At 64.6% G+C, this 16,099-nt stretch carries 13 protein-coding genes; 5 read left to right on the top strand and 8 right to left on the bottom strand.

All coding sequences use genetic code 11. From position 1 onward, the window contains the following. Nucleotides 1–3: 3 nt before the first annotated feature. Genes QCE63_RS32875 through QCE63_RS32885 form a run of 3 tightly spaced genes read right to left on the bottom strand, consistent with a single transcriptional unit; the run spans nucleotide 4 to nucleotide 3,510 of the window. A complete protein-coding gene (locus QCE63_RS32875) occupies nucleotides 4–1,020 on the bottom strand; it encodes an ABC transporter permease (RefSeq protein WP_309838973.1) in 1,017 nt (338 codons plus the stop codon). Then, the gene (locus QCE63_RS32880; protein ID WP_309838974.1) at nucleotides 1,001–2,488 is read right to left on the bottom strand and encodes a sugar ABC transporter ATP-binding protein; all 1,488 of its coding nucleotides are present in this window, start codon (nucleotides 2,486–2,488) and stop codon (nucleotides 1,001–1,003) included. Before QCE63_RS32880 ends, QCE63_RS32875 begins: the two co-directional genes overlap by 20 nt. 2 nt (nucleotides 2,489–2,490) lie before the next feature. Continuing rightward, nucleotides 2,491–3,510, bottom strand: coding sequence for a LacI family DNA-binding transcriptional regulator (locus QCE63_RS32885; RefSeq protein WP_309838976.1), 1,020 nt, complete (start codon nucleotides 3,508–3,510; stop codon nucleotides 2,491–2,493). A gap of 202 nt (nucleotides 3,511–3,712) precedes the next feature. Between QCE63_RS32885 and QCE63_RS32890 the strand changes: the two genes are divergently transcribed. After that, nucleotides 3,713–4,129, top strand: a complete 417-nt coding sequence (locus QCE63_RS32890) for a YciI family protein (RefSeq protein ID WP_309838978.1) — start codon at nucleotides 3,713–3,715, stop codon at nucleotides 4,127–4,129. A 26-nt stretch (nucleotides 4,130–4,155) separates the two neighbouring features. Here the strand turns inward: QCE63_RS32890 and QCE63_RS32895 are convergent, their stop codons facing one another. Beyond that, complete coding sequence (locus QCE63_RS32895) at nucleotides 4,156–4,863, bottom strand: SDR family oxidoreductase (protein ID WP_309838980.1); 708 nt, start codon at nucleotides 4,861–4,863, stop codon at nucleotides 4,156–4,158. 81 nt (nucleotides 4,864–4,944) lie between these two features. After that, nucleotides 4,945–5,373 (bottom strand): MarR family winged helix-turn-helix transcriptional regulator, encoded by a 429-nt coding sequence (locus tag QCE63_RS32900; protein WP_309838983.1) that lies wholly within the window; start codon nucleotides 5,371–5,373, stop codon nucleotides 4,945–4,947. Nucleotides 5,374–5,742: 369 nt separating this feature from the next. Between QCE63_RS32900 and QCE63_RS32905 the strand changes: the two genes are divergently transcribed. Continuing rightward, nucleotides 5,743–6,897: a branched-chain amino acid ABC transporter substrate-binding protein gene (locus QCE63_RS32905; protein ID WP_309838985.1), complete on the top strand. Its 1,155-nt coding sequence runs from the start codon at nucleotides 5,743–5,745 to the stop codon at nucleotides 6,895–6,897. Nucleotides 6,898–6,912: 15 nt separating this feature from the next. On the opposite strand, the gene QCE63_RS32910 is transcribed toward QCE63_RS32905, so the two are convergent. After that, nucleotides 6,913–7,839 (bottom strand): LysR substrate-binding domain-containing protein, encoded by a 927-nt coding sequence (locus QCE63_RS32910; RefSeq protein WP_309838986.1) that lies wholly within the window; start codon nucleotides 7,837–7,839, stop codon nucleotides 6,913–6,915. A 128-nt stretch (nucleotides 7,840–7,967) separates the two neighbouring features. Between QCE63_RS32910 and QCE63_RS32915 the strand changes: the two genes are divergently transcribed. From QCE63_RS32915 to QCE63_RS32925, 3 genes are all read left to right on the top strand, one after another. Beyond that, a complete protein-coding gene (locus QCE63_RS32915) occupies nucleotides 7,968–9,122 on the top strand; it encodes a methionine aminotransferase (RefSeq protein WP_309838987.1) in 1,155 nt (384 codons plus the stop codon). Between the two features lie 22 nt (nucleotides 9,123–9,144). Next, nucleotides 9,145–9,927, top strand: a complete 783-nt coding sequence (locus QCE63_RS32920; protein WP_309838990.1) for an ABC transporter substrate-binding protein — start codon at nucleotides 9,145–9,147, stop codon at nucleotides 9,925–9,927. 227 nt (nucleotides 9,928–10,154) lie between these two features. Continuing rightward, nucleotides 10,155–11,726, top strand: a complete 1,572-nt coding sequence (locus QCE63_RS32925; RefSeq protein ID WP_309838993.1) for a DHA2 family efflux MFS transporter permease subunit — start codon at nucleotides 10,155–10,157, stop codon at nucleotides 11,724–11,726. A gap of 49 nt (nucleotides 11,727–11,775) precedes the next feature. Here the strand turns inward: QCE63_RS32925 and QCE63_RS32930 are convergent, their stop codons facing one another. Continuing rightward, nucleotides 11,776–12,279, bottom strand: coding sequence for a DUF29 domain-containing protein (locus tag QCE63_RS32930; RefSeq protein WP_404990215.1), 504 nt, complete (start codon nucleotides 12,277–12,279; stop codon nucleotides 11,776–11,778). A 34-nt stretch (nucleotides 12,280–12,313) separates the two neighbouring features. After that, nucleotides 12,314–16,015: a DUF748 domain-containing protein gene (locus QCE63_RS32935; protein ID WP_309838995.1), complete on the bottom strand. Its 3,702-nt coding sequence runs from the start codon at nucleotides 16,013–16,015 to the stop codon at nucleotides 12,314–12,316. Between the last annotated feature and the right edge of the window lie 84 nt (nucleotides 16,016–16,099).

Genomic DNA, 16,099 nt, shown 5'->3' on the forward strand with positions numbered 1-16,099 from the left:
CGGCTAGCGGCGGCCGCGCTGCAGATACGCTACAAGGATGATCACGGCGCCCTGCACCGCCGCATTCAGATACACGCTGATGATGCTCGTCAGGTTCAGGATGTTGTTGATGACCGACAGCAGGATCGCGCCGATGACCGTGCCGATCACGCGTCCGTCGCCACCTTTCAGCGCCGTTCCGCCGACCACGACGGACGCAATCGCTTCGAGTTCCCACAGCAGGCCCGTGGTCGGCGTGGCGGAACCGAGGCGCGGCACGTACAGGATGGTGGCCACCGCGACACACAGGCCGAGCAGCACATAGGTCACGATCTTCACGCGATCGACCTGGATCGCCGCGTAGCGCGCCACCTGTTCGTTCGAGCCGATGGCCTGCACATGCCGGCCATACACGGTGCGGTTGAGCACGAGCGCGCCGCCCGCCGCGACGATCAGGAATACCCAGATCGGCACCGGCACGCCGAACAGGCTTGCGTAGTAGACCGGTCCGTAGAGATCGGCGAGCGAGTTGTCGAGCGTGAGCGCACCGCCGTCCGCGAGCCACGTGAGCAGCGCGCGAAAGATCCCGAGCGTGCCCAGCGTCACGATGAACGGCTCGATGCGTCCCTTCGTCACGAGCACGCCATGCGCGAAGCCGAACAGCGCGCCCAGCACGAGCGCCAGCACGATGCCGATTGCGATGATCGCGAGCGGCGGCACCGCGTGCCCGTGAAAGCCTTGCAGCAGCCCGTTCATCACGTAGATCATGCTGCCCGCGATAAGCGCGGCCATCGAACCGACCGAGAGATCGATGCCGCCGGAGATGATCACGAAGGTCATGCCCACCGCAATGATGCCGATGAACGACGTGCGCGTGAGCACGTTCATCGCGTTGTCGACGGTGGCGAAATCGCCATTGAGCAGCGTGCCGCCGATGCACAGCGCAATCAGCCCGATCAGCGGCCCGACGCCGAACAGGAAACGCGCGACGCTGGAGAGCCGGCTCTCGCTTGCAATGTCTTCAGTGTGTGCCGGTCGCATGCGCGATCAACCTCTCTTCGGTCAGATGGTCCATGCCGAGCGTCGCGACGAGTTCGCCCGCGCGCATCACGGCGACGCGATGGCACAGGCCGATCAGCTCGATCAGTTCGGACGAGATCACGATCACCGCGCGGCCTTCCGCGGCAAGCCGGTGAATCAGGAAATAGATGTCGCGTTTCGCGCCGACATCGACGCCGCGCGTCGGTTCGTCGAGCACGATCACGCGCGGGTCGGGATGCAGGAACTTGGCGAGCGCGAGCTTCTGCTGATTGCCGCCCGACAGCATCCGCGCGCGTGCCGACAGGTTGCCCGTGCGAATGCCGAAGTCGCCGACCGCCTGCTTCAGCGCATCGCGTTCGGCACGCATGTCGAGCAGCGGATGCGCGTAGCGTTCCAGCGTCATCATCGTCAGGTTGTCTTTCAGCGCCATGTCGACGTGCAGGCCGCGTCCCTTGCGGTCTTCGCTCAGGTAAGTGAGACCGTGGCGCATCGCGTCGCGCGGATTGTTGAGCTTCACGCTGGCGCTATTCACCGCGACGCGTGCGGCGCTGAGCGGCCGCAAGCCGACCAGCGCCTCGAACAGTTCCGTGCGGCCCGCGCCCACGAGGCCCGCGAAGCCGAACACCTCGCCCTGGCGCACGGCGAAGCTCACGTCGTGCGCCCAGCCTGGCACCGAGGCCCGCTCGACTTCGAAGGCGACCGGCGCCGTCGCGGCGAGCGCGGGCTTGGCGGGGAACATGTCGGAGACTTCGCGGCCCACCATCAGGTTCGCCATCTGCTGACGCGTGAGTTCGGCGGTCGGCGCGCGCGCGACGAAACGCCCGTCGCGCATCACGATGACTTCGTCGGTGACGCGCTCGACTTCATCCAGCTTGTGCGAGATGTACACGATGGTCGTGCCCGCTTCCTTCAGGCGCGCCATCAGCCCGAAGAGCCGCTGCGTTTCCGAAGGGGTGAGGGTCGCGGTCGGCTCGTCCATGATGAGCAGGCGCGCCTCGCGCAGCATCGCCTTCGCGATCTCCACCAACTGCTTCTCGGCGACGATCAGATCGCGCACGCGCGTATCCGGATTCTTGTGCAGACCCACTTCGGCGAGCCTTGCGCGGGCGGCTTCGCGCATCGCGGTTTCATCGAGGAAGAAGCCCTTCTTCAACTCGTGCCCGAGAAACATGTTCTGCGTGATGCTCAGGTGATCCGCCAGATTCAGTTCCTGGTGGATCAGCACGATGCCCGCCTGTTCGGCATCGCGGGAACTGCCGAAGTCGCGCGCGCGTCCGTCGATCAGGATCGCGCCCGCGCTCGCCCGTTCGTAGCCCGCGAGAATCTTCATCAGCGTCGACTTGCCCGCGCCGTTCTCCCCGAGCAGGCCATAAATGCGCCCCGGCGTCAGCTCGAAGTCCACGCCGTGCAGCACGCGCACCGGCCCGAACTGCTTTTCCACTCCATCGAAGCGCACCGCGAGGCTCATGGTCAGGCGCTCCCACGCTGGATCAGCCGATGCGGCAACAACACGCCCGGCACGTCGGCGCGCGGATCGCGCAGGCGTTTGAGCAGCAGCTCGGCGGCTGATTCGCCGAGCTGCTGCATCGGCTGCGACACCGTGGTGAGCGGCGGATCGACATGTGCCGCCACGGCGATATCATCGAAGCCGACGACCGCGACGTCGTCCGGCACCGCGAGGCCCGCGCCGCGCAAGCCATTCATCACGCCGATGGCCAGCGTATCCGAGACGGCGAACACGGCAGTCGGCCGCGATTCGCCAAGCGATGCAAGACGCGCCGCCGCGTCTTCGCCCGCGTCATAGTCGAGGCTGTCCAGTTCGATCAGCCATGCAGGATCCGGTTCGATGCCGGCGTCATGCAACGCGTCGCGATAACCCGCGAGCCGCTGACGTCCGTACAGATAGCCTTGCCCCGAGTTAATCAGCGCAATGCGCCGGTGGCCCTTGCCGAGCAGATAACGCACGACATCGCCCGCGGCCAGATGGTTGTCGATGCCGACATACGGCACCCCTGCAGCGGGATCGAACTCGCAGCACGCGACCCACGGCAACGTCGATGCCTCTTCGGCCAGCGCCTTCTGCACAGCGGCCGGATCGAGGCAGATCGCGCCGTCCGCGCGCCGGCCACGCAGCAGATCGAAATAGCTGCGCTCGCGCAGCGGGTCCGCGCCGGTATCGCACAACAACATGAAGTAGCCGTTCTGGCGCGCGACGCTGTCGATGCCGCGCACGATCGCCGCATAGAACGGATTGCCGAAGTCGGGAACCATGGTGAGCAGCAGGCGGCTTTCGGCCGTGCGCAGATTACGCGCAAGCTCGTTGATGCGATAGCCGCTCGACGCCACCGCCGCGCGTACTTTCTCGCGCGTCACTTCGCGAACGTTCGTATGGCCGTTGAGCACGCGCGATACCGTCGCCACCGACACGCCCGCGCGCTGCGCGACATCGGCAATGGACACTTCCTCGCGTGGACGAACTGTCTCCGACATACGCTGCGCCGCCGACCGGCGAACGGGATGTAATGGATTACATTATTTGATCCTACGGGTCGTGAAGGCAACATCAATCGACTAGGGACAAACGCGAATCCACGGCTTTCCAATCGCTGTCGATTCCGCGTGGCGTCAGTCGTCGTAAAGTTCGAACGGGCACCTTCATGCTCGCGTTCTCACTCTTTCTAGAGACTGTTCCATGCGATTCATGATGCTGATGATTCCGCGCGGCTACGAAAGCGCCGCACCCGGCACGATGCCGAGCGCCGAAGCCGTCACCGCGATGATGAAGTACAACGAGGAACTGCAGAAGGCCGGCGTGCTGCTCGCGCTCGATGGTCTCCATCCGCCGTCGATGGGCGCGCGCGTCACCTTCGAAGGCGGCAAGCCGCGCGTGACGGACGGCCCGTTCGCCGAGGCCAAGGAAGTGCTCGGCGGCTACTGGATGCTGCAGGTGAAGTCGCGCGACGAAGCCATCGAGTGGGCGAAGCGCTGTCCGGCCGCGGACAATGAAACGATCGAAATCCGGCGGGTCATGGAGATGGAAGACTGCCCGCCCGACGTCCAGCAGGCAGCCGCCGGCTTCGAAGACCTGCACAAGGCCGCGAAAGACTAAACGCTTCGCCTGGCGTTCGGCTTTTCTTAGCGCGGAATGCCCGTCAGGTAGATCGGCTTCTCAGTGGAGAGCGACTGCTTGACGGCGCGCCCGGTTTCATCGACGAGCACTTCCTCCTGGTCGCGCGCCACCGCCGCGAGCACTTCGTTCACGACGTGCTCCGGCGTCGACTTTTCGCCGGTCACGCCCGCGGTCATGTCGGTGTCGATGTACGCCGGATGCGCCGCGACCACCAGCGTGCCCTGCTCGCGCAGGTCTTCGCGCAACGCGTTGGTCGCCGCCCACGCCGCCGCCTTCGAGATGTGATACGCGCCGCCCGCCGGCAACGAGACCCAGCTCAGCACCGACAGGATGTTGATGACCGCGCCGCCGCCGTTCTTCTTCAAGACCGGCGCGAAGGCCTGCGTCAGCGCGATCGGGCCGAACGTGTTGATTTCGAGCACGTCGCGGATGCCTTGGGTCGAGGCCGGATCGACGAGCTTGCCGCGCGTCGTCACGCCCGCGTTGTTGATGAGCACCTGCACGTCCGTGTACGTGGCCGCTGCTTCGGCGATGTCGGCGGCCTTCGTCACGTCGAGGCGGATCGCTTCGACGCCCGGAATATCAACGCTCTTCGGATCGCGCGCGGCCGCGTAGACCTTTGCGGCGCCCGCCTTCAGCAACGAAACGGCGAATTGCTTGCCGAGACCGCGATTGGCGCCCGTGACGAGTACGACTTTTCCCTTGATTTCCATGATGAACTCCGCTTGAAAGTGTATATGCACTAAATGACGTAAAAGAAAGGCTCGCGCGTGGGCAAGCCCGGGTTGTTCCACTCACTCCATCGTGGTCAGTTCGAAGAGCGACTTGCGCAAGGCCTTCGCGCGCTGCTCGCCGAACTTCGCTTCGAATTCTTCCTGCGCGGCACGCCATTGCGCCGATGCCTTGACGAGCGTGTCCTTGCCCAGCGTCGTAAGCCGGAGACCCACGGCGCGCGAACTGCGCGATTCCTGCGCCGCCTCGACGATGCCGTCGCGCTGCAACGGCTTCAGCGCGCGCACGAGCGTGGTGCGGTCCATGACCATTTGCTCGGCGAGTTCGGCCATCTGCACGCCGGGTTTGCGCCCGATCGCCGCGAGCAGCGTGAACTGCGCAGCCGTGATGCCTGCCATGTTCAGATGCCGCTCGTACATCTGCGACACATAACGCGCCGCCTGACGAATGGCGAAGCAATTGCAATCCAGAGGAGATGAGTTGGAAGTCATGCCGGGAGAATAATTTGTGCATATGCACTCTGTCAAGCCGGCAACTTCAATGACGCCGATAGGCTGCGCGCTGTCGGCTTCAACCGATGGAAGCGAATCGTCGCGCGTGATTCTCCTTCGAAACGCCCGAAGCCGCGCCGGGCGTGCGCGCCAGCCCGGTCGGGCCTGTGCCGAAATCCGCACGTCCGGCGCGACGAAACTTCAAGACGCGCCGAAATTGGCTCCCTACATTGCGCATGTCCACTGTCCGAGCCGTCGCCGAGCCTTTCGGCGGCTGCGGTTGCCCGCACGCTCAAGGGCAAGTCCGTCTTGCCGGCACGGAAGGGCTCGTGTTCCATTCGATTGCCACACTAAAAAGGAGAGGAAACCATGCGCTTTCTTACCCAACCTCTGGCCTGGGCCGTTGCCTCTGCCACGGTCGCGCTCGCTGCCGCGCCACTGACGGCGTCGGCGGAAGACATGCCGGTGAAGGTCGGTTTTGCCGCGCCGCTGACCGGCGCGAACGCAGGATACGGAAAGGACCTCCAGAACGGCGTGCAGCTCGCGCTCGATGAAGCCAACGCGAAGAAGATCACCATCGGCGGCAAAACGGCCAAGTTCGAGATTCACGCGGAAGACGATCAGGCCGATCCGCGCATTGGCGTACAGGCGGCGCAGAAGCTCGTCGATGACGGCGTCGCCGTGGTCGTCGGCCACTTCAACTCGGGCACGACGCTGCCCGCCTCGCCGGTCTACAACAACGCCGGCATCCCGATGATCGACCCGGCCGCGACCAATCCGACCATCACCACACGCGGTCTCGAAAACGTCTTCACGGTCATTTCAAGCGACGCGCAAAACGCGGGCAACGCCGGCGTCTACGCGGTGACGACGTCGAAGGCGAAGCGCATCGCCATCATCGACGACCGTACCGCGTTCGGCCAGGGCGAAGCCGACGAATTCGAGAAAGCGGTCAAGGCGAAGGGCGGCAACATCGTCACGCGTGAATACAGCGACAACCAGACCGTCGACTTCAGCGCGCAGCTCACGCGCATCAAGGCGGCCAACGCCGATCTGATCTTCTTCGGCGGACTGGACCGGCAGGCGGCGGCGGTCGTCAAGCGGATGAAGCAGCTCGGCATGAACGCGCAGTTCGTGGGCGGCGGCGGCGTGATGGACGCCGATTTCCTCAAGCTCGCCGGCGATGCGTCCGAGGGCGCCCAGGCCTGGGAATACGGCAGCCCGCTCGACAAGCTGCCCGACGGCAAGGCGTTCAGCGACAAGTTCCAGAAGCGCTTCGGCGTCGCGATTCTCTCGTATGCGCCGTTCGGCTATGACGCGGCGTGGGCGGCCATCAACGCGATGCAGAAGGCCAATTCCATCGATCCGAAGGTGTACCGGCCGGTGCTCAAGTCGAACTCCTTCGAGGGCATCACCGGGCCCATCGCGTTCGACAGCAATGGCGCGCTCAAGAACGCTTCATCGACGTTGTATCAGGTGAAGAAAGGCCAGTGGGAATCGGTCGTCACCAAGCACGGCATGTAATTTGACGCACGCGGCTCAGGCCTGGGCCGCCTGGGTCCGGGCCTCCAGCCGCGCACGCGTGTGCGCGGCTTCGTCGCTCAGCCAGCGCGCGAACTGCTGCAACGCGGCCGACGGCGCGGGCCGCTCCGGATACGTCAGCCAGTAGGCCGCGCCGCTCGGCACGCACAGCGCGAACGGCGCGATCACGCGCTTCGCCCGCAAGTCCTCTTCGATCAGCGCGACATCGCCGATGGTCACGCCCAGTCCCTGCATCGCGGACGAGATGGCGAGGTCGAGCGTGTCGAAATGCTGCGCCTTCGCCGATGGCAAACCCGGATGGCCGTATGCCTCGAGCCAGCGCAGCCAGTCGCGGCGATCCCGCGTGGGATGCAAAAGCGTCTCGCCGGCGAGATCGTCGGGGGTCGGCGGAGGCTGCCGCTTCGGCTTCCAGAGCGCCGGCGCGCACACGGGCGTCAGCACTTCGTCGAACAGATGATGGCTCGTCACGCCCTTCAGCGCGGGCGCCGCGCCGAACACGATGGCGGCGTCGAACGGCTCGGCGCTGAACTCGACGCCATGCGACACCGAAGCCGTCACCTCCACCACCAGTTCCGGCCGCTCGTTCTGCAACCGGATGACGCGCGGCAAGACCCAGCGCATCGCGCAGGTCGGGCACTTCACGCGCAGAATGCCGGATTGCGCGCCGCCTCGCGCCAGTGCATCGTCGATCTGGCCGAACGCCTGTTGCAAGGGCGCGATCAGCAGCGCGCCGTGATGCGTCAGCGTCAGCCCGCGCGCCTGCCGGGTGAAGAGCGCATAGCCGAGATGCGCCTCCAGTCCGGCGATCTGACGGCTCACCGCGCCCTGCGTCACGTTCAGCACCTCGGCCGCGCGCGTGAAATTGAGCTTCCGGGCGACGACGAGGAAGGTTTTGAGGACATCGAGAGAAGGCAGCGGTTTCATCGGGTTTGCGGCATGTAGCCATGATCTGCAAGCATGGCTAGTATGACAAAGTTTCGATTGTCCCCGCTTTATTGCTGCGGTTGAATCGACGGCAATTCTCGTCGACCCGCCCTTCCGGAGACACCGCCGTGCACAGCGCCTGCATTCCCGAATCCAAGCTGCCCAACGTCGGCACGACTATCTTCACGGTCATCGGCCAACTGGCCGAGGAGCATGACGCGCTCAATCTTTCGCAAGGCGCGCCGAACTTCGCCTGCGCGCCGAAGCTGATCGAAAGCGTCGAGCGAGCCATGCGGGCAGGACATAACCAGTATGCGCCGATGTCCGGCGTGCTCGCGCTGCGCGAGGCGATCGCGCTGAAAACTCAGCGGCTCTACGGCGCGCAGTACGATCCGGGCACGGAGATCACCGTGGTCGCGAGCGCGAGCGAAGGCCTGTACGCGACGATCAGCGCACTCGTGCATCCCGGCGACGAGGTCATCTATTTCGAGCCGTCCTTTGACAGCTATGGGCCGATCGTGCAACTCCAAGGCGCCACGCCGGTCGCGATCAAGCTGTCGCCGGTGGATTTCCGCATCGACTGGGACGAAGTCGCGGCCGCCATCACGCCGAAGACGCGCATGATCCTGGTCAACTCGCCGCACAATCCCACCGGCAGCGCGTTCACGGACGCGGACATCGAGCGGCTCACGGCGCTGACCCGCGACACGAAGATCATCGTGCTGTCCGACGAAGTCTACGAGCACGTGGTGTTCGACGGCGCGCCGCATCACGGCATGGCGCGCTATCCGGCGCTGGCCGAGCGCAGTGTGATCGTATGTTCGTTCGGCAAGTCGTATCACGTGACCGGCTGGCGGGTCGGCTACTGTCTCGCGCCCGCGGCGCTGACGGCCGAAATTCGCAAGATTCACCAGTTCATGACCTTCGCCGCCGATACGCCGATGCAGATTGCTTTCGCCGAAGCGCTCGCGGATGAATCGAGCTATCTCGATCTCGCGCCGTTCTATCAGCACAAGCGCGATCTGCTCGCGAACGCGCTGGCCGGCTCGCGCTTCGAACTGCTGCCGAGCGCCGGCAGCTTCTTCATGCTGGCGCGCTACGACGCGATCTCCGATGCCGGCGACAGCGACTTCGTGCTGCGCCTGATCCGCGAAGCCCGCGTCGCGACCATTCCGCTGTCCGCGTTCTACACCGACGGCACCGATAACCACGTGATCCGCCTGTCGTTCGCGAAGGACGACGGCACGCTCATCGAAGGCGCGCGCCGCCTTTGCACGATCTGACGCTTTCCCTGGAGACCACACGATGAAACTGAACTCGTTCGCCGCCGCCCTGCTCGTTGCGTGCGGCTTCGCGAGCGGCGCCGCACTCGCCGCCGACACCCTGCGCTTCGGACTGGAAGCGCAGTATCCGCCGTTCGAATCCAAATCCTCGACGGGCGAGCTGCAAGGGCTCGACATCGATGTCGGCAATGCGGTGTGCGCTGCCGCGAAGATGCAGTGCAAGTGGGTCGAGACCTCGTTCGACGGTTTGATTCCCGCGTTGCAGGGCCGCAAGTTCGACGCGATCAATTCGGCGATGAACGCCACGGAACAGCGTCGTCAGGCGATCGATTTCACGACGGTGGTGTACCGCGTGCCGACGCAGTTGATCGCGAAGAAGAGCAGCGGCCTGGAACCGACGCCGGCATCGTTGAAAGGCAAGAGCGTGGGCGTGCTGCAGGGCTCCATCCAGGAGACCTTCGCCAAGGCTCACTGGGAGAACGACGGCGTGAAGGTCGTGCCGTATCAGGACCAGAATCAGGTGTATGCGGATCTGAAGTCCGGACGTCTCGACGCGACGCTCGTGCTCGCGCCGGCCGGACAGAGCGGCTTCCTATCGAAGCCGGACGGCGAAGGCTTTGCGTTCGTGGGCGCGCCGGTGCGCGACGACAAGATTCTCGGCAGCGGCATTGCGTATGGCGTGCGCAAGGGCGACGACGCGCTGAAGACGAAGCTCAACGCGGCGATCGAGAAGGTTCGCGCGGACGGCACCATCGACAAGTACGCGAAGAAGTATCTGGGGAACATCGATATTTCGGCGAAGTGAGTCGACAAGACGCGGCGGCGTTCACAGTAACAAGAACGCGCGGATCGCGAACTTCGCCGCGTCGAGTTCCAATAAGTCGAGGCTAGGCGCACGAATTGAGACGTGTCGACGCGTATCTACATGAAATCGCGTAGTCACACACCGCCCTCTGCCGTTTGCCTCAGCAACTTTTATCAAGCACAGGCACACTGTCGGCTCGATCCATCGTCCCCCCGAATCCGAGCCGCATGAGCACACCGACGACGCCCCGTCCCGCGCCCGCCCCGCCCCCGCCGCTCGAAGGCGGCAAACTCGTGCTTGCCACCTTCGCCGTGGCGCTCGCGACGTTCATGAACGTGCTGGACTCGTCCATCGCCAACGTCGCGATTCCGACCATCTCCGGCAACCTCGGCGTGTCCGTCAACGAGGGCACATGGGTCATCACCGTGTTTGCCGCGTCGAACGCGGTGTCGATCCCGCTGACCGGCTGGCTCACGCAACGGCTCGGGCAGATCCATTTGTTCGTCGGCGCGATCCTGATGTTCGTGTTGTCGTCGTGGCTTTGCGGCCTCGCGCCTAAACTTCCCATGCTGCTGTTCGCGCGCATCCTGCAAGGCGCGGTCGCCGGGCCGCTGATTCCGCTCTCCCAGGCCATCCTGCTCGGCTCGTATCCGAAGGAGAAATCCTCGATGGCGCTGTCGCTCTGGGCGATGACGGCGACCGTCGGACCGATTGCCGGACCCGCGCTCGGCGGCTGGATCACGGACAGTTATTCCTGGTCGTGGATTTTCTACATCAACATTCCGGTGGGCATCTTCGCGGCGGGCGTGACGTGGATGATCTACCGCGACCGCGAGTCGGTGACGCGGAAGGCGCCGATCGACGTGATCGGCCTCTTGCTGCTCGTGACCTGGGTTGCTTCGCTGCAAATCATGTTGGACAAGGGACGCGACCTCGACTGGTTCTCGTCGCCGCTGATCGTCGTGCTGGCGATTGTCGCGGCGATCGCGTTTGCATTCTTCGTGGTGTGGGAGTTGACGGACCCGAATCCCGTGGTGGATCTGCGGCTGTTTGCCGGGCGCAATTTCTTCGGCGGCACGGTGGCGATCTCCGTGGCCTATGGCGTGTTCTTCGGCAATCTGGTGCTGCTGCCGCAGTGGATGCAGCAATACCTGAACTACCGCTCCGTCGATGCCGGCCTGGTCACCGCGCCGCTGGGCATCTTCGCGGTGATCCTTGCGCCGGTCATGGGTAAGATGCTGCCACGCAGCGACGCACGCATCATCGCGACGATGGCGTTCATCGGCTTCGCGTTCGTCTTCTGGCTGCGCTCGAAGTACGTGATCGAGATCGACACTTGGCATCTCGTGCTGCCGACGCTCCTGCAAGGCATTCCGATGGCGATGTTCTTCGTGCCGCTCACGGCGATCGTGCTGTCGGGGCTGCCGCCCTCGAAAATTCCCGCTGCGGCAGGGCTGTCGAACTTTGCGCGCGTGTTTTGCGGCGCGGTGGGCACCTCGCTCGCGGGCAATGCGTGGGACGATCGCATCGCGCTGCATCATGAACGGCTGACGGAGCAGGCGAACATCTATAACCCGATTTTCCTGCACTCGCTCGGCGCGTCCCAGGCGACGCTCGATGTCGGCGAGGCGCAGGCGCGCGGCCTGTTCAACTTCACGGTGAATTCGCAGGCCGCGATGATGGGCCTCAACGATATCTTCCTGATCTCGGCGGTGATCTTCATTCTGATCATTCCGCTGATCTGGATCACGAAGGTGGCGAAGGGTGGCGGCGGCGGGGCGGCTTCGGGGGCGCATTGAGGGTGCGCGATGACGAATGCAAGAGCGCGAGCCCGACACGCTCGCGCGATCAATCGAGCTTGAAACCCTCGTCAAGCACCGTGCGCATGGCCCAGGGGCAGAGATCCGGAAACCGCTCGAACTCGATTCCAGTCTCTGCTTCCGCCAGGTTCCTGGCTTTTGACCACACCAGATCGATCCATTCCGGATTGTCGAAGTTAGTCTTGAGGCTCGGCGCGTCACTCAACACGAACTTCACCTCCTTTCTTTGCGTACGTATGGTGCTCGTCCAACTCCGACTTCGTCGATCTGCCTGATATTGCCACTTCAACATGTGCGCGAGCAGCGCCGACATTCTGCTCACCAGCTCCCTCTGCTCGCTCCTTCCCACGGCCTCGATTTCCTCTGCGATATGCTCGATATCGATGGCCGCAAGCTTTCCCGCACGCAGTAACGCAGCCTGTTCCCTGGCCCACGCCACCACGTCCTTCTCATACGGTGTTCCCATCGGCTGACTCCCGTTCTCTTCCTGATTCCCGGTATCGCCGATATTAGGTTCGCTATCCTTGTTCATCCAGATCGTCCAAACGGCCAACGGCCAGCACACGTCACTTCAGGCCCAGATCCACCCTGCTGCCCGTGCTCTTGTCCTTGATGTCATCCGCGTTCAGCTTCGGCGCCACGACGAAAACCCGCTTGCTGTCGATCTTCCCGTCGAAATACTCCTGCACCGCCTGCGCCCGCTGTTGTGCGAGCTCGCGCAACGCGCCCTCGTCCACTGGCGCGTTCTTCGTCAACGCGGCTTTCATGTCCTGATCCGGCAGCGACTTCGTCATGCCGATGAAGTTGGTCGGCTTCTTGAAGTCCGCTGACTTGTAGACCTTGCTCAGATACTTGTCGTAATCCGCATCCGACACCTTGATGGCATTCCAGTCCACGTTCTCGCCATTGCCCGCCATGTCGCGCACCTTTGCGCGCTTGACCTGGGCGTCCACCCACGCCGAACGCAACGCCGGTTCGTCCACCTTCGGATCCGCGCGGCCCGTCACGTCCACGCGCACCGAAGGCTTGTCCACCAGCGCCTTCGCGATGGTTTCGAGCTTCTTCTGCGCGGCATCGGTCAGGTCCGCCGAGCCCGCATTGAACTCGATGAAATTGAGATCCGCCCCGCTGCCCCCGCCGAACGCGTGCGCAAGCAGCGTGAACGGCGCCGTCACCGCCTTCTGCACCAGGTTGAGAATAGCCTGCCACACCAGCCCGCCGATTGAAAACTCCGGATTGTCGAGCGAACCGGAAATCGGAATGTTCACGTCAATTTCGCCGCGCGAATTCTTCAGCAGCGATACCGCGAGCCGGACAGGCAGCCTGGTCGCCGTCGAGTTGTCGATGTGATCGCCGAAAGTCAGCTGATCGATGAACAAGTGATTGTTCGCCGTCAGTTTGTTGTCGGCGAGCATGTAATGCAGGTCGACATTCAGCTTGCCCTTCGTGATCGGATAGCCCGCGTACTTCGATGAATACGGCGTCAGGTTCGTCAGCTCGACGTCATGCGCACTCGCCGTCAGATCGAGCGCGGGTTTGTCGATCAGAGGATTCACCTGCCCCTTGATCGACACCGGCCCGTTCGCCGCGAGCTTCGCCATGACGTCGACTGGAGCGGGGGTCGTCGAATGCGTGCCGAACGCGCCGATCGTGCCGTTGATCGCGACGAGATTCGCCGTGTAGTTCGGTTTGATGAAGTTGTCGGTGTAGGTGACGCGGCCGTTCTGCAGCACGAGTTGCCCGAAGCGCAGGTTGACCGGCGGCCCGGACTTTTCAGCGGCCTTCGGCGCCGCCGCTGCGCTCGCGGCGGCCGGCGGCGTGGCCTTGACCTTCTCGCGCGTAACCGGCTGCGTCGCGCCGTTCTCGTTCGCCACCACGCCCTTCAGGTTCAGCTTGCCTTGCGCGTCGAGCAGCACGCGGCCGTAGAAGTTCGCGAAGGTCACGCGCGCCGCCTCGACGTCCGTGCCGCGCTCGTCGTAGCTCACCTTCATGTTGGTCAGCCCGAGCAGCTTCCAGCCGGCGAAGCGGTCGTTGGTCAGCTTGTCGATCATGCGCACATCTGTCAGCGATGCGTCGCCCTTGTAGGTCGCCGCGAGCGTCTTGCCGCTGCCGGACAGCGTCAGATCGCCGTTCGCGTTGGCATTCGCGCTGGCCACGTCGACGTTGAGCTTGTCGCCAAAATACGGCTCGAACGCGGACACGTCCACCTGATCGCCCTTCACGTGCAGCGCCAGCTTGAGCGGGCTCACGGTCACGTTGCCACCGAGCGCAAGCGCGCCCCGGCCATTGAGCGTCAGCTTGCCGTCCACGGCGAGCGGCCGGGTCAGGTCGTCGCTGAACTGCTTCACGTTGAGCGCGAGCGGCGCGATCTGGAGTTTCATCGGGCGCGCAAGCGTCTCGTCGGTGAAGCTGGCCGAGGCGTTCTCGACCGCGATCTGTCCGATCTGGTAATGCCATGCCGGTCCCGCTTCCTGCGCCTTCTGGATCTTGCGCGTCGCGGTGGCCTCAGGCGCGGCCTCGTGCGGACCGGCGAGCGACGCCAGATCGATACTGCCGTCCTTGCGGCGCGTCGCGTCGAGCGCGAGGCCGGTCACTTGCACGCTGTCGAGCGACGCCTGGCGCGCCGCCACGTCCACCTTGGCGATCTTGGCCTGCGCGGACGCCAGCTTCACCGGCGCGACACCCTGCGCCGTGGGCGCGAGCGTGACGGCGTCGAGCCTGACCTCGCCCGCGCCGACCTGCACGCCGCCATCCGGCTTGCTCCAGTCGACCGAAACCGGCAGCGTGGCGCCGAGCGTACCGCTCGTCACGCGCGCCGCCATCAGATTCGACAGATACGGCTGCAACGGCGGCAGCGCGAATGCATTCAGGCCGATCTTCGCGTCGGCCTGTTTGGCGGCAAGCGTCACGCGGCCGGAGACATCGAGCGCGCCGCCGTGGTCGAAGGCCGTTTTCAGCGTGTAGGTGGCGGGCGTCTTCGCGAGCGTGGAGAAGCCGTCGAGCGTCACGCCGAAGCCGATCAGCGTGGCCTGCACGCGCTGCTTCAGCAGTTGATCGTCGAGAGCGATCCTGCCGTCTTCGATCGCCAGATGGCCGATGGACAAGTCGAGCGGCGCTGCGTCCTTCGCCGGCTCCGCGACGGGTGCATGCTCTTTTGCCGGCGGCGTTGCCTGTGACGTCCCGCCTGCCAGCTTCTGCACGTTCAGCTGACCGGACGCATCGCGCGCGAGATGCACGTCGGGATTCGCGAGCGTCACTTCGTCCAGACGATAGATATCGCGCAGCGGCTCGGCGTCGGCGATCTTCACATGCAGCGCGCGCGCGGCGACCAGCGGTGCGTTCGCTTTGTCGGTGACGGCGAGATCGGCGAGATCGGCGGTGCCGGCGATCCGGATCGTCGGCGCGTCGCCGGCAATCGAAAAGCTGACGCTGAGGTCGGTGGACAGCTTGCCGCTCTTCACCGCGACCGGCACCGACGCCGGCGCATAGGACGCCAGTTGCGGCACGTCGAGGCCGTCCAGTGTCAGCGCGATCTCCGACTCGCGCGACTGTGCAAACGGCTTCGTGCGTCCCTTCACGACCAGCGGCGAGCCGTCGATGCGCGCCTGCAACAGCGGCGTCACGAAGATGTCGGTGGCGGACGGCAGGGTCGCGATAAACGGAATGCCGAGCGCAAACCGGTCGACGACGTGCTTCGCGTCGAGCAGCCGGTCATCGAACGTGATCTGACCGTTTTCCAGACGGATGTTGGACACCGAAAAGCGCGCCGGCTTCTTGGAAGGCTCGGCGGATGGCTTCGAGAATTTCTCGATGAGATCGGAGAAATTGAAGTGCTCGCCGTCATACCGCACGACGTGGATGCGCGGCGAATCGATCTTCAACTCGTTGACGACCGGCGCGAGCTTGATGACGGACGCCCACGAAGTACGCACGACAAGCCGCGACACGTCGATGAAATCGGCCGGACTGCCCGGCGCCTTCGCGAGATTGGCGGGCGACTCGCCGACATGCACGCCGTCGGCTTCGAAGTCGAGCGTATAGGGATTGAGCGAGATGCGCCGGATGCTGACGGGCCGGTCGAGCTGCTTCGCGAGTTGCTGCTCGGCGACATGCCGGATGACCGGCGGCGCGACGAAGAAGCCGAGCGCGCCGATGACCAGCAGCGCGATCACCAGCCCGATGAAGATGCGCCGCGTGCGCCGCGCCTGCACGACGCCGCGCAGGGTCTGGCCAGCGGACGCGAGAGAAGACTTGCCGATGCTTGACATTCGATGCGCGGCGGGCAAGCGTGCCGCATGAGCGCCGCTCGAGCTCGCCGTCCCGGATAAGTGAAGCCCGAGTATACGACGGCA

The sequence above is a fragment of the Caballeronia sp. LZ065 genome (genome assembly GCF_031450975.1).
GTDB lineage: Bacteria > Pseudomonadota > Gammaproteobacteria > Burkholderiales > Burkholderiaceae > Caballeronia.

What these genes read in the sequence shown, in the direction of transcription:
- QCE63_RS32895 (WP_309838980.1), bottom strand. Translation starts at nt 4,863, where the DNA reads ATGGAAATCAAGGGAAAAGTCGTACTCGTCACGGGCGCCAATCGCGGT.
- QCE63_RS32900 (WP_309838983.1), bottom strand. Translation starts at nt 5,373, where the DNA reads ATGACTTCCAACTCATCTCCTCTGGATTGCAATTGCTTCGCCATTCGT.
- QCE63_RS32910 (WP_309838986.1), bottom strand. Translation starts at nt 7,839, where the DNA reads ATGAAACCGCTGCCTTCTCTCGATGTCCTCAAAACCTTCCTCGTCGTC.
- QCE63_RS32875 (WP_309838973.1), bottom strand. Translation starts at nt 1,020, where the DNA reads ATGCGACCGGCACACACTGAAGACATTGCAAGCGAGAGCCGGCTCTCC.
- QCE63_RS32920 (WP_309838990.1), top strand. Translation starts at nt 9,145, where the DNA reads ATGAAACTGAACTCGTTCGCCGCCGCCCTGCTCGTTGCGTGCGGCTTC.
- QCE63_RS32935 (WP_309838995.1), bottom strand. Translation starts at nt 16,015, where the DNA reads ATGTCAAGCATCGGCAAGTCTTCTCTCGCGTCCGCTGGCCAGACCCTG.
- QCE63_RS32925 (WP_309838993.1), top strand. Translation starts at nt 10,155, where the DNA reads ATGAGCACACCGACGACGCCCCGTCCCGCGCCCGCCCCGCCCCCGCCG.
- QCE63_RS32880 (WP_309838974.1), bottom strand. Translation starts at nt 2,488, where the DNA reads ATGAGCCTCGCGGTGCGCTTCGATGGAGTGGAAAAGCAGTTCGGGCCG.
- QCE63_RS32930 (WP_404990215.1), bottom strand. Translation starts at nt 12,279, where the DNA reads ATGAACAAGGATAGCGAACCTAATATCGGCGATACCGGGAATCAGGAA.
- QCE63_RS32885 (WP_309838976.1), bottom strand. Translation starts at nt 3,510, where the DNA reads ATGTCGGAGACAGTTCGTCCACGCGAGGAAGTGTCCATTGCCGATGTC.
- QCE63_RS32905 (WP_309838985.1), top strand. Translation starts at nt 5,743, where the DNA reads ATGCGCTTTCTTACCCAACCTCTGGCCTGGGCCGTTGCCTCTGCCACG.
- QCE63_RS32890 (WP_309838978.1), top strand. Translation starts at nt 3,713, where the DNA reads ATGCGATTCATGATGCTGATGATTCCGCGCGGCTACGAAAGCGCCGCA.